General features: G+C 61.9%; 11 protein-coding genes. 4 read left to right on the top strand and 7 right to left on the bottom strand.

The annotated features are described in order from the left end of the window. Positions 1-26: 26 nt before the first annotated feature. Entirely contained in the window at positions 27-1,103 is a 1,077-nt protein-coding gene (locus tag NO363_RS01010) for a glucose-1-phosphate thymidylyltransferase (RefSeq protein ID WP_256686199.1), read from the bottom strand. 176 nt (positions 1,104-1,279) lie between these two features. Here NO363_RS01010 and NO363_RS01005 point away from each other — a divergent pair, with 176 nt between their 5' ends. Continuing rightward, positions 1,280-3,175: an ArnT family glycosyltransferase gene (locus NO363_RS01005; protein WP_256686197.1), complete on the top strand. Its 1,896-nt coding sequence runs from the start codon at positions 1,280-1,282 to the stop codon at positions 3,173-3,175. 154 nt (positions 3,176-3,329) lie between these two features. On the opposite strand, the gene NO363_RS01000 is transcribed toward NO363_RS01005, so the two are convergent. From NO363_RS01000 to NO363_RS00990, 3 genes are all read right to left on the bottom strand, one after another. Then, complete coding sequence (locus NO363_RS01000; protein WP_256687992.1) at positions 3,330-4,484, bottom strand: MFS transporter; 1,155 nt, start codon at positions 4,482-4,484, stop codon at positions 3,330-3,332. A 230-nt stretch (positions 4,485-4,714) separates the two neighbouring features. Next, complete coding sequence (locus NO363_RS00995) at positions 4,715-5,761, bottom strand: pyridoxal-phosphate-dependent aminotransferase family protein (protein ID WP_370525574.1); 1,047 nt, start codon at positions 5,759-5,761, stop codon at positions 4,715-4,717. A gap of 93 nt (positions 5,762-5,854) precedes the next feature. Continuing rightward, complete coding sequence (locus NO363_RS00990) at positions 5,855-6,199, bottom strand: pyrimidine dimer DNA glycosylase/endonuclease V (RefSeq protein WP_256686194.1); 345 nt, start codon at positions 6,197-6,199, stop codon at positions 5,855-5,857. A gap of 251 nt (positions 6,200-6,450) precedes the next feature. Here NO363_RS00990 and NO363_RS00985 point away from each other — a divergent pair, with 251 nt between their 5' ends. The 3 genes from NO363_RS00985 (at position 6,451) to NO363_RS00975 (ending at position 10,939) form a co-directional block, all read left to right on the top strand. Further along, positions 6,451-7,731 carry an RNA-guided endonuclease InsQ/TnpB family protein gene (locus NO363_RS00985; RefSeq protein WP_256686192.1) on the top strand — a complete coding sequence of 427 codons (1,281 nt, stop codon included), beginning with the start codon at positions 6,451-6,453 and terminating at the stop codon, positions 7,729-7,731. A 316-nt stretch (positions 7,732-8,047) separates the two neighbouring features. Next, positions 8,048-9,445, top strand: coding sequence for a ribonuclease FAU-1 family protein (locus NO363_RS00980; protein ID WP_256686191.1), 1,398 nt, complete (start codon positions 8,048-8,050; stop codon positions 9,443-9,445). Positions 9,446-9,691: 246 nt separating this feature from the next. Then, positions 9,692-10,939 carry an RNA-guided endonuclease InsQ/TnpB family protein gene (locus NO363_RS00975; protein WP_256686189.1) on the top strand — a complete coding sequence of 416 codons (1,248 nt, stop codon included), beginning with the start codon at positions 9,692-9,694 and terminating at the stop codon, positions 10,937-10,939. 83 nt (positions 10,940-11,022) lie between these two features. Here the strand turns inward: NO363_RS00975 and NO363_RS00970 are convergent, their stop codons facing one another. The 3 genes from NO363_RS00970 to NO363_RS00960 are packed head-to-tail and all read right to left on the bottom strand — an operon-like array spanning position 11,023 to position 13,351. Then, positions 11,023-11,283 carry a lipoyl domain-containing protein gene (locus tag NO363_RS00970; RefSeq protein WP_256686188.1) on the bottom strand — a complete coding sequence of 87 codons (261 nt, stop codon included), beginning with the start codon at positions 11,281-11,283 and terminating at the stop codon, positions 11,023-11,025. 11 nt (positions 11,284-11,294) lie between these two features. Further along, a complete protein-coding gene (locus NO363_RS00965; RefSeq protein WP_256686187.1) occupies positions 11,295-12,332 on the bottom strand; it encodes an alpha-ketoacid dehydrogenase subunit beta in 1,038 nt (345 codons plus the stop codon). Further along, positions 12,332-13,351: a thiamine pyrophosphate-dependent dehydrogenase E1 component subunit alpha gene (locus tag NO363_RS00960; protein ID WP_370525600.1), complete on the bottom strand. Its 1,020-nt coding sequence runs from the start codon at positions 13,349-13,351 to the stop codon at positions 12,332-12,334. The genes NO363_RS00965 and NO363_RS00960 overlap by 1 nt, the downstream gene beginning before the upstream one ends. Between the last annotated feature and the right edge of the window lie 179 nt (positions 13,352-13,530).

Genomic DNA, 13,530 nt, shown 5'->3' with positions numbered 1-13,530 from the left:
TAGATCGGACGTGACGGGACGCGATCTCAGAGATCGAGATTCGAGTTCTCGCCGACGACCAACCGGCGACCCTCGGGAAGCAGTCCGTCGGCACTGCCGATCGACGTGCCACGGCCGATGAGACTGTCGACGATCTTGCCATCGGTCGCGATGGACGAGTCGCCCACGATCACGCTGTTTTCGAGATGGACGTTCCGAAGGGTCGAGTTCGGGCCGATCGAGGTGTACGGCCCGACGTAGGCACCGGCTTCGATCGTCGTGTCCGCGCCGATGGATACCGGACCACGAACGACCGCCCCCGCTTCGATGGTCGCCGTGTCGTGGACGTCGAGATAGCCCGTGGTCTCCGCGTCGCTCTCGCTATCGATCGCCGGCGTCTCGTCCCGTCGGTCGTCGAGCACCAACCGGTTCGCTTCGAGCACGTCGGCCGGCTTGCCGGTATCCTTCCACCAGCCCTCGATGACGAGCGAGTCGATCGCACAGCCGTCGTCGAGCAGCGTGCCGATGGCCTCGGTGATCTCGTACTCGCCACGCCACGACGGTTCGAGTCGTTCGATGGCGTCGAAGACGACAGGTGAAAACACGTAGACGCCGATGAGCGCGAGATCGCTCGGTGGGTCGTCGGGCTTTTCGACGAGTCGCGTGACGTCGCCGTTCGCATCGACGTCGGCAACGCCGAACTGTTCCGGCTCCGCGACCGATTGGAGGGCGATACCCGCATCGTACTGGCCGTGCTCGAAGCTCTCGACGAGAGCGGAGATGCCCTGTTTGAGCATGTTGTCACCGAGATAGACGACGAAATCGTCGCCATCGACGAACTCGCGCGCACAGCCGACTGCGTGGGCGAGCCCGAGCGGATCGCCCTGCACGATATACGTGATATCGACCCCGAAATCAGTACCGTCACCGAGGTAGTCCTGGATCGCCTCGCGTCCCTTGTTCCCGAGGATGACGCCGATATCGGTGATGCCAGCGTCTTTGAGGTCTTCGATGGCGTACTGGATGACGGGCTTGTTCGCCACCGGTACCAGCTGTTTCGGGCCGGTATGTGTGATCGGTCGGAGGCGGGTGCCCTTGCCCCCGGCGAGAAGTACGCCTTTCATTGCCGGCGACACGACGAGCGAGGTAATAGGAGCGGCGGTTCCTTGCAGTCACGATCGCGCACGACGACAACCGTCCATCCGATTGGGGGCCGTCGATCGTGGGCGGAGCGGTCGAGTGGCCGGCCGTCGTGACGGGATGACCCGCTTTTAATACGGATTGCGCGCAAGCCGAGTCAATGCGAGGAATCGGCGGTGGACTGCTGGGTCGCGCGAAAAAGCGAGTCGGCGACGATCTCACGACCGACCCCTATCTTCGATACATTCTCCTCTTGGCGGCGGTACTCGCCGGATTCTGGTTCTGGCACGGGATTCCCGAGTTCGCGACGATCGACGAGCGCTGGCGGCTCATCGACGCACTCGCGGCGGTCGGTACCGTCGTCGACGACCCCGGACTCGGTGCGATTCGACCGGCGATCCTGGCACAGCAGCCCGCTGGGGCGACGTTCTACGTGAATCTGCTCGCCGTGCTCCCGGTCGCGATCGTCGCGCTCGTGACGGGACAGCTCGGCGCGTTCGTCGGGTTCAATCCGCAGCTTCGAACGGCCGGTCTCTGGCAGTTTCGTACCGGCACGCCCGAATGGATCTGGACGGGGAGTCTGTTTTTCGCGCGGCTGCTCACCGTCGTGCTCGCGATCGGCTGTGTCTACCTTACCTACCGTCTCGGAAGGACGATGCGCGATCGGACGACCGGACGCCTGGCAGCCGTGTTGCTCTCGCTGACGTGGGGATTTCTCATCATGGCCCACGAGGTGAGCGAGGACATCCCGGCGTTGTTTTTCCTCCTGCTGGTGTTCTACCTCGCGCTCCGATACATCGAGACGGGCGACAGGGCGGTCTATCTTGCCGGCTGTATAGCGGGCGGGATCGCCATCGCGTTCAAACTCACTGCCGGAACGAGCGTCATACTCCTCGGTCTCGCGTACGTCCTGCGAGCGCGGAGACCGGGCGTGAACCCGCGCGACGCACTCTTGCAACCACGACTGTTGGTCATGGCGGTCGCATGCGGTGCAGGAGCGATCGTCGTCGGATTTCCCGAGGTGCTCGCTGCCGGTCCCGAAGTACTCATCGAGCGGGTTGCCGGCGGCGGTTCGCGATCGGTCGGTGTGGCTGCACCGGTCGCGCCGAGCTGGTGGTGGCTGGTGCGCGGCTATCTCAACGGTCTCGGACTTCCGTTGTTCGTCGGCGCGCTCGGTGGCATCGCGGCGGGGATCGGTCGCCTGCGCGAGCGTTCGATCGAGGCGGACGCGACAATACTGTTGCTCGTCGGTCTCGGGATGTATCTCCTCGTATACTCTCGCTGGGGCTACGTACGTCTGCATCACCTCCTCCTCACGTTTCCGCTGCTTGCACTCTTGCTCGCAGCCGCACTCTCCCGGCTTCGCGGCCACAGCCAGCGCATCATGTGGGCGCTCGTCGCAGTGCTGTTCGTCACGAGCAGCGCGTATGCCGGTGTCGGCGATCTTCATTACGCCACCACACCGCGTGACGAAGCGGCGGAGTGGCTGGACGCGAACGCGCCCGACAACGCGACGATGGAGGTGTATCGGTCGCGGTTCAGGGATGCGACGTTCCCCCGCGACATGCAGATCAACAGCTATCGCAAAGCACGGATGACGGCGGGTTCCGACCCACCGACGCGCGCCCAGTGGATGAACAACCTCTCGACCCGGTGTCCGGAGTTCATCCAGCTCACCTACTGGGATCTCGTCCATCTCGGTACCGCGAGTCCGATCCGGGCGGACTCTGGAAACCAGAAACAGGTCGCCGACGGGTACAGACGTGGACTGCCGCCCAGATCGCCGAGACCGAAACGGGCCGAACACGTGCGGAGCCTGCTCACCGGACAGTACAACTACACTGTGGCAGCCGAGTTCGGCCCGCAGCCACCGATGTGGCCACAGCCACGGACTCAGACGTCGCTGTTGGACCTCCTGAAGACCGGCGTCGATCCGTGGACGATCACCTACGGCGACGATCAGGATTTCCGGGCCGAACAGTACACGCTGATCCTGAACCGAACCGGACAGTGTGGATCGGCTCGGAACGCGTCCCCACGCCGTCGCGCGCCCTAGCACCGTTCGTGTGATGGATTCCGTTTCCAGCGAACACTCTATTGGTGTTTCTGCGATTCAATAGTGCACTCCAGACGTCGGTGGCAGTCGAGATCGAGAAGTCCACTACACGGTGATGGCTCTCGATATCGATCGGGGTGTTCGGATCGTCGTTTCAGAAACCGAGGTCGAGCACCCGATTGCCGACGAGCGACAGACAGATCACCGAGAGGAACACGACGAAGGTGCCGAACGCGATCCCCCAGCCGGCAGTGTCCGCGATCGTGCCCACGACGACGCTGCCGGTCGCGCTCAGCATCATATACGTCGTCCGCACGAGACCGAACCCAGCACCGCGTTCTTCGTTCGAGAGGTTGTCCACAAAGCGCGGGAGGAGGGCCGCACCCCAGCCCATCGAAACGCCGACGAGAACGATGCCGACGAGAAGCACCGCCAATCGCGATCCGACGAGAAGCAGCGTGAACCCGCTGATTCCGAGCACTGCACAGAGCCCTGCCGTCTCCTCGCGCCCGTACCGATCCGACAGCGAGCCCACGCCGGGCTGTGTCAGCCCCTGGATGACGAAATACGCCGAAAACAGCGTGCTGGCGAACGTCACCGAGTAGCCGTGGTACGCGATCAGAAACGTCGGGAGAAAGGAGGCCGTCGCCTGCCAGACGAATTCGAACAGAAACGCCAGCACGGCAGTGAACGCGATCTTCCGCCGGGAGAGCAACTCGATGACCGGTTTGAGTGCGAACCGATCTCCCATCGGCTGTTCGGGCCGTGCAGGTTCCGTCGGGCGTACCTTCCACCGAAAGAGGACGAACACGGGCAACGCAGCCACGGCTCCGAGCGCGATCGCCGCTCGCCAGCCGAACCGCTGGCTGACGGCGGCCGCCGCGATCGGCGCGAGCAATCCGGCCAAGGGTGCCCCGGAGTTGTGCAGACCGATCGCGGTGCCGATGTTGTTCAGTTCGCGAGTCAGCAGTGTCGTCGCAACGCTGTAATGCAGTCCGGCGACGCCACCCAAGATGAGCGTGAGGACGAGAAAGATCGGCATCGACGGCGAGAGCGCGAGCAGAGCGCTCGCAACCGTGGTCAGCCCAACTGCCACGAGGATGATGATTCGCTCGCCGTATCGGTCGGCGAGCACGCCACTCGGGAACTGTGCGAAAGCGTACGCCATCCAGAGACCGGTCAAAGCGAGTCCGAGAACGCCGGTCGACGAACCGAACGTTTCGACGATTTCGGGAACGACCGGGCTGATGACCAATCGTGCGACCATCGTCGCGAAAAACGCCAGCGTACAGAGTGCGACGAGCGTCACTCGATAGTCCCAGACTCGCTTCACTGTGTCCGGTAGCTCCGTGGGCCGGTAAAACGTACTGACTTCCACGAGGCATTCCGTAGCGGATCTCAAGGGATGTGTTCCGGAGGGTAGTTGGTCAAGCGACGGATGGCTGCAACCACCATGCCTTCTCTCTATCGGACAGCTCAGGAAGCGGAGGAAATCCACGCTGCTGTTCGCGTTCGCCCCAACTAGGCGGCGAGAGGTCGTCAAACGGTTTCGGCCAATGCGTCCATCGTCCGTTCGACCAGTTCAGTATCGGCCTGATAGCCCATATGCCCGACCCGGATGACGTCGTCGGCGAGCGGCCCGAGCCCGGTTGCCAGCGTGATGTCGTACTGCTCGTCGAGCGTTGCCTGGAGGTCTGCTGCCCGGCCGGGAACGTGGAACGCCGACACGGTCGGTGAGGATCGCTCCGGGCCGGCGAACAGTTCGAGCCCGATATCCGAGCCACGCTCGCGACAGCGACTCGCCGCCGTACGGTGGCGTTCGTACACCGTGTCGAGACCCTCCTCCAGGATTCGATCGAGGGCAACGTCGAGCGCGACGACGTTCGTCGAGAGATGGGTGTAGGGGAATCCCTCACTGGTATCTCGCCACGGGAGAAAGTTGGTGTACAGGCTGTCCGGATCGATCGCTTCCTTGCGCTCCCAGGCACGCTCGCTGATGCTCGCGATCGCCAATCCCGGTGGCGCGCTGAAACATTTCTGTGAGGCACCGAGGCAGACATCGACGTTCTCGGTCGGTACGGGTACCCCGCCCAATGACGAGACGGCATCGAGGATCGTCACCGCACCGTGATCGTGGAGGCGCTCCAGGGCGGGTTCGATGTCGTTGAGCGCGCCCGTTGGCGTTTCACAGTGGACGAGCGTTGCAACATCGTAGTCGCCCGCAGCGAGTGCGTCGTCCAACTCCGACAGCGCGAGTTCCGTGTCGTAGTCGGTACCGACGACCGTCGGGGTGCCCCCGTAGTTCTCGACGAAATCGGCGAACCCATCGCCGTAGAGCCCGTTCGAGAGGCAAAGCACGTCGGTGTCCGCGTCGACGAGACACGCGATAGCGGACTCCAGTCCGAGAATGCCTTCGCCACCGGTGACGATCACCTGATCGTCCGTCCCGTAGACGTCGGCCAGCTTCTCGCAGACCCGAGCGTAGAGCTCGTTGAACTCCGACTCGACGTCGGGGTTGATCAGCTCTCGGCTCATCGCCTCGCGGACAGGGTCTGGGACCGAGGTAGGCCCCGGTGTCATCAGCATACACACCATTTGACCGACATCGGCTTAGTCACAATGGTCTGCCAAGGGAGAACACGGACTCTCCAGGACTACTGTCGATCGGAGAATGCATTGCTAATCAGTATGCGCTTCGACTCTGGAAGCGCAGTCCTCGCAGCGGCCGAGAAGGTCGGCACGGTTCGCTTCGAGATCGATCATGCCAGCTCCGTAAGTGGGACCGTCGTACGCGAGCGGTGAGTCGTGGTTCATGCCGCGTCGCTCCATTGCCGCGGCGAGTTCGGCGTGCCGTTCTTCGAGGCGTGTCGTGTCGATGTTGCCCTTCTCGGCGTGGCCCTCGGCGATCGCCTCGCCGTGAGGGTGGTTGTTGATCGTGCCGACGAGTTGGTGGTGTTCCGCGTGCTCGCCGCGGAGATGGTCGTCACAGAGGATCGCCGTCGGTAAGCACCACATCCGTGTCATCACCCGTATAAGGAGATTCACGCATAGAGTGTCACCGATTTCGCCGAACGAGATTCGGCGTGACGACGACCGATGAGTTATGTGAAAGACAGGCGCAAAACCTCTCCCTTTAGGGAGGGGATACGCGCCGTAAGCTGTGTCTCACTACTGTGCAACCACCGGCTACCCGTCGGTGGCCAGCCGGATATTCGTCGTCGGTGTCGGATCGGTGGATTCACGTTTACGTGGCGCATAACCAGTTATGAAGTTAGATGCCGACGCGAACTATCCGAACGTTCGAGGCCACCATCCCGAACCAGCAACAGGTTCAGGACGACCTCGATGTACTCGGGTGGGCCGCGTCGAAGCTCTGGAACGTCGGTCGCTACTATGCACAAGGCGTGTGGGACGAAACGGGCGAGATTCCCGATGACGGGGAACTCAAACGCGAACTCAAGGGCCACGAACGCTACACGGACCTTCATTCACAGTCCAGTCAGCGCGTTCTCGAAGAACTCGCTGAAGCGTTCAACGGCTGGTTCGGGAAGCGTCGGAACGGCGATAGCCGTGCCCGACCGCCCGGCTACCGCAAACGCGGCGATTCGCACCCACGCTCCACGGTGTCGTTCAAAGCGGCTGGCTTCAAACACGACGAACAGTATCAGCGCGTTCGCCTCTCGAAAGGCCGGAATCTCAAAGAACACCGTTCGGACTTCGTGCTCTGTGGGTACGAAACCCGTCCCGACGTGGACCTCACCGAGTGGGACATCCAGCAGGTTCGGGCCGTCCACAAGCGCGGTGAGTGGCGGCTTCAGTTCGTTTGCCGAACAACCATCGACCCTGAACCGCCGGGCGACCAAACGGCGGGTGTGGACCTCGGAATCAGCAACATCGCTGCCGTGTCGTTCGGCGACGAAACCATGCTGTTCCCTGGTGGATGGCTCAAAGAGTCCAAGCACTACTACAAGCGCGTCGAGTACGAGTGCGAAGGCGAGAACGGGCTTTCGCGCCGCGCTCGGAACGCGAAGCGCACACTCAAGGACCGCCGAAAGCACTTCCATCACACCCTCTCGAAGCGTATCGTCGTCGAGTGTGTCGAACGCGGCGTCGGACGGCTCATGGTGGGCGACCTCGGTGGCATCCGTTCGGAAGACGACGGCTCCGGTTGGGACTGGGGCCGCCACGGGAACAAGATGCTCCACGGATGGGGCTTCGGCCTCCTCACGACGATGCTCGAATACAAGGGTGAAGCCGCCGGTATCGAGGTGGTTGTGGAGTCCGAGCGGGACACGTCAAAGACGTGCTCGGTGTGTGGCCACAAGAACGGCAGCCAGCGCGTCGAACGTGGTCTGTACCACTGCCAGCAGTGCGGACGGACGGCGAACGCCGACGCGAACGGTGCGGAGAACATCAGACAAACGCTACTCCCGAATCCAGCCGCATTTGACCGGCTCGATAGGGATAACGGCTGTTTGGCACAGCCAGTAGTGTGTTCGTTCGATGCTACGGATGGTCGGTTCCATCCACAAGAACGAGCACGTTGCGAACCCTAATATCCCAACTACGGTCGGGAATCCTCGCCGTTCACGGCGGGGAGGATGTCAATGTTGATGGTGTCCGTCTCGTCGGTTCTGCCTCACCAAAACGGAGGTCCGATCCCCATCACGAGAGCGCGAACGGATCTGCAAACCCTCAACTTCGCTCCGACTCCGACGTTCTATCGATGGCGTTCGCACACACCTACCGAAAAGTCGTCGAGGACAAGGGGTGCCCCCTCCGAGGCGCGCTCGAACACGGAGTTCCCAGGGGTTCCGAGAGTAAGTGCCGTGAACCATCTCCTCGCCAGAGCACTGTCGGACACGTCGGGCCATGAGAGTCCGGATTCGTGGCATCTACGCGACTGCGCTGACGCGACTCTTCGATGACGCCGACCATGCAGTAGTGCAGGCATCGCAACCCATCCGCGAGCGCTTCGAGGGAGAGTTCGCCGTCAAGGAGTCCGAGATCGCGATCGAGACGACCGACGATCGGCAGGGCATCGGCATCCACGGCGAGTCAGGAGCTGTCGACACTGCCGTTAGCCAGCTCGCCGATCTCGAAACGGATACGTTCAGTTGGACTGGGGCGCTGCCGCGTGAAGCGGTGTTTGCCGGGGAGGTCACGGAAACGCTTGGAAGCGGTGCTGTCGTCGACTGTGGCACTGGCTCGGGTTTTCTTCCCTTCTCGAACACGGAGCAGCGAGTCGACGACGGCGATCGGCTCAGGATACAGGTTCGCGATCCGGTCCCACCGTGGAGCGACGATCGCCCGGTGCTCGATGCGAATTTCGAAGTGGGCGGTGGCCTGGTTCGGCTCGTACGCGATGGCTCCGTGGAGACGTCGACGGGGCCGGGCATGGCGACCGACGTGACCGACCTGCTCCCGAACGACCCGCCCGATGGGTGGCGGGCACGCTGGACGGACGCGAGCGAGCAGGCGGAGTTCGCCACGCTGTCGGACGCGCTCGCAGCCGCGAGCGACCGAGCCACGGGGATCGATGCGGCGCTCTCCGCTGCACCCGAAACGGAGGCCGAATCCGGCGTCCTCTGGGACGACCCCGCGACGAAATGGCTCTGGTTCGGCCGCGCGTCACGATTCGACCTCGACGAGATGCGCCGTACCGTCTGTCCGACGATGGCAGGCCACCATCGCATCAAGGCCGGCAGTACGGACGCGAGTGCTGCCGTCGACTTCGTGGAGGCCGTCTGTGATTCGGACGGAGCGCTGCAGTCCGACTTCCCGTTCGCAACCGTCGTCCGACAGTTCGGGCCGGCCGAGAACGATGGCGTGAGGATCGTCCACGGCAAGCCTGACGGCAGCCGAATCACGCTGGGCGAAGGCATCGTGACCGATCGCGACGAGTCGAGTATCACGGTTCGACGGGAGATGACGGCCGGCGGAACCTACGATGCGTTGGACATCGAACGCCACGCCGGCGACACCGCCATCACGAAGCTGACCGAGGGCAAGTGGTGGTACCCGACGGTCTATCGGGATGCGGACGGGAAGCGCCGGGGCACGTACGTGAACATCTGTACGCCGGTCGAGATCTTTCCCGACGCTGCCCGGTATATCGATCTCCACGTCGACGTCGTGAAACACGCCGACGGGCGAATCGAACGGGTGGACGATGCCGAGCTCGATGCTGCCGTCGCGGAGGGGCACGTGTCCGAGACGCTCGCCGAGAAAGCACGCGAGGTCGCGGATATGCTCGAAAGCGCGCTCTAAGCCACCGTTCTCAGGACATCAATAGGCGTGCTCGTGTATCGTCGGCCCCGTTGATATCGCGGACCCCGCTGTCGTTTATAGCAACATCACTCATCCTGATACAGCGAGGAAACCCTGCCGTTTACGGCAGGGAGGAATCGCGTACGCTGTCTCTCGGTACTATGCAACCGCCGTCGGTGGATTCGGTGGCCAGCCAACTCCCCACTGAATCGGTGGCTATTTACGTGTATGGTCATCATATGAAATATGGACGTTCGGCGCACCGTTCCGGTGAAACTCGACGTGAGCGACGCCGACGCCGAACTCCTCCATAATACATTCGCCGAGTTTCGAGACGCCGCCAACTACGTCGTCTCTCACGCGAGAGACGACAGCGGCAATATCGAAACCAGCAAGCAACGCCTTCACGAACGCACCTACACCGAAGTCCGCGACCGAACGTCGATACAGGCGAACCTCGTCCAAGCCGCCCGCTCGCGGGCGGCGGACGCCCTCAAAGGCGTTCTCGCGCGGTGGTCGAACGGCGACTACGCGAGTCTGCCGACGTTCACTGCCGACTTCGCCGAGTACGACAAGCGAAGCGCCACGTTCCACGAGGACTACGCCTCGCTTTCGACGGTGGACGGCAGAGTCGAAGCGGAGTACGTTCTACCACCCGAGACGGATGGGACGCCGTTCGGCGAGTACGTCGCCTCCGGCGACTACTCGGTCAAGGGCGCGACCCTTCACCACCGCGACGGTGCGTTCTACCTTCACCTCCGTACAACAGCGGAGGTGGACGACACCGAACCCGTCGAGCACCCTACGGTCCTCGGCGTGGACCTCGGAATCGAGAACGTGGCGGTCACGTCGACCGGCACGTTCTGGTCGGGTGGATTGCTGAATCACCGACGCGAACAGTACGAACAGGTGCGTGGCGGTCTACAACAAATCGGGACCGAATCGGCTCACAATACCATCGAGTCCATCGGCGACCGCGAGAGCCGATGGGCGGAGGACTTCTTGCACAACCTCTCGAAAGAGTTAGTCGCCGAAGCCGTTGAGCACGGCTGTTCGACCATCGCTTTCGAGCGGTTGAACGGCATCCGCGAACGGATGCCGAGAGCCAAGAAATTCCACACGTGGGCGTTCAACCAGTTGTACGGATACGTCGAGTACAAGGCCGAAGCGGTCGGTATCGACGTGACGAAAGTGCCACCACAGTACACCAGCCAACGATGCTCTCGATGCGGCCACACGGCACGGGACAACCGACCCACCCAAGCCGACTTTTCCTGCCAGAAGTGTGGGTACGAGGTTCACGCCGACTACAACGCCGCGAAGAACGTTGGCTTCAAACACGTCCGGTCGGGGCAAAAGTCTCCGTCCGGACGGGCAAATCGTCAGCTTGCCCTCAAGCAGGGAGCACTGAGCGCGAATGGTGAGTTTTCACCTGCCACCGGCGAGAGTCGTGACGGCCAGAGCGGGAGTTCACCTGCAAGCTCCGCCCTTTAGAGCGGAGAAGCTGACAGCGAGCGCTGCTGACCTTTACCCTGATTTCGGCATCTGTTGCGTGCCGTATTGGCGTTAGATGTTCATTAGTCCGTAGAGATTCGAGCCAGTGTGTCCCCTCGTTCGAATTCGCTCTGTTCATCGACCAATAGCTCACATATTTCACCGGTTGCTGGTGCCGGGACATCGAGACTCACCTTTTCGATCTGGATCTCGGCGATGGGGTCGCCCTCGGTTACCGTCGTCCCTTCACGGACGAACCAGTTCGAGACGATCGCTTCCTCGACGTCGTCGGAATCCGCAGGCCAGATCGTTTCGGATTCCACTGCAACTGTCTCATCACTCATTTTGTGTGGGATTATTCCGTGGTTGACTGAACGGCCTCGATGATATCCTCGCGTCCCGGATTGACTTCTTGCTCAAGCGGTCGAGCGTACGGAATGGGTACGTCCGGCATCGTCACGCGGCGCACGGCCGAGAGGTCGGCGAGCGCCCCTTCCGTTGCCCGGGCAACGATTTCGCCAGAGAGTCCGAACGAGTGGTAGTCCTCGTCGACAACGACGAGTCGGCCGGTTTTCCGGACCGATTCGAGCACCGTCTCGGTATCGAGTGGAACCAACGTCCTGAGATCGATTACCTCGACATCGACCTCCTCTGCGAGATCGTCAGCGGCTTCGAGCGCCCGGTGGACGTGGAGACCAAGCGTCACCACGGTCACGTCATCGCCTTCACGTTTCACGTCCGCCTCGCCGAAGTCGATGGTGTAGTCGTCTTCAGGTACCGAAGTCTTTGGCCCGTCCGGCGCGGGCATCCAGCCGATTCCCATCAGGCGTTTGTGAAACATGTACACCACGGGATCGTCATCACGAATCGCCGTGTGCATCAGCCCCTTGGCGTCGGCAGCGGTGCTTGGAACCACCACTTTCATCCCTGGCAGATGAGCGAACGTTCCGTAGAGTGTCTGTGAGTGTTGGGCGGCATCGTTGTACGTGCCACCGACAGCGGTCATGAGCACCATCGGGACGTTCACCGTGCTGCCGCTCATGTAGGTGTTTTTCGCCATCTGGTTGTAGATCTGATCCATTCCTACGCCGAAGAAATCGGCGAACATCAGCTCCGCAATGGGACGCATTCCGGCCTGTGCGGCCCCGACGGCGGCACCAATGAACCCCGTCTCGCTGATCGGGACGTCCATGATCTTCTCGCGTCCGAACTCTTCAAGCAGGCCGTCAGTGCTGTCGAAGATCCCACCGTAGTCAGCAACGTCCTCGCCCATCACGAACACATCGTCGCTGTCACGCATTTCCGACGCGATGGCGCTCACCATCGCTCGGCTCATCGTCGTCTCACGCTCGCCGGTCGTTTCGGCCGTTTCAGGTTCGTCTGCTTCTACCATCAGTCGTCATCTCCTGCGGATTCGGTCTGTCCCGGCTTCGTGTTGGGCGTCCAACCTGCCGGCGGGTTCGTGAACACGTCGTTGTAAGCCTCGTCAGGGTCGGGTTCCGGTTGGTCTTTGGCCCATTCGATGGCCTCTTCAACTCGTTGGTGGCTTCGATCGCGGATGTCGTCGACCGTATCGTCATCGATCCCTGCCTTCTGTAAGGTGGACTCCATCCGTTCGATAGAATCACGCTGTTTTGCACGCTCGCTATCACCCTCAGGACGGTACCCTTCTGCGTCGCCCATGAAATGACCCATCCGTCGATGGACCTGTACTTCGAGGAGCGTCGGTCCGTTGCCATCACGTGCGCGCCCAATGGCTTCGCCTGCGGCCTCATAGACCGCGCATGCGTCGTCATAATCGACACGTTTGCCGGGCATATCGAATCCGCCGGCGCGTTGGGCTCCGTTCCCGACGTCGGTGACCCGCCCTTTGGGCATACTGATGGCCCAGTCGTTGTCCTCGATGACGAACAATACTGGTAAGTTCTGGACGCTTGCGAGGTTGAGTGATTCAAGGAATCCACCCTGGCTGATCGCGCCTTCACCGAGATACGCAACTGCAACGCTGTCCTCGGCGCGCTTTTTGGCCGCGAGTGCCGCCCCGACTGCCGGCGGGCATCCTTCGGCGATGATGCCACTACCCGCAAAGTTCACCGCGGAATCGAAAAGATGCATGTGGCCGCCCTTCCCCTTGCACAACCCGGTACGGCGGCCGAAGATCTCGGCAGTCATTCGTTTGAGATCGACACCTTTGGCGATAGCCACGTGGTGAGGGCGATGCGGAGCGGTTACAGTATCGGCATCATCAAGATGGGAGCAGACGCCGGCAGCGGCAGCTTCCTGCCCAGCAGCGAGATGCAGCTCGCCCGGGATCGGGCCGGCCGAGATATCGAATGCGGGTTGTTTCCCTTCCAGATACTCCTCTTGGAGACGCTCTTCGTAGTATCGAGCCGTCACCATCCAGCCGTACATTTCTTGCAATTCGGTATCGCTTATCATGGTATCCTCCGTGCGGACATCGCACTACGCTCACATAAACGTGATCGATCCTCCTGTTTTTCTGATGACAACAGCCACAATTTGCACCTGAGAGCGAATGATATCCCAATTTCCTGGCCACATCTGTGACCCACGCTCTACGTCACGCAGTT

It is taken from the genome of Halococcus qingdaonensis (assembly GCF_024508235.1).
GTDB lineage: Archaea > Halobacteriota > Halobacteria > Halobacteriales > Halococcaceae > Halococcus > Halococcus qingdaonensis.
Note: the sequence above shows the minus strand (reverse complement) of the source record. Positions and strands in the feature narration are given on the sequence as shown.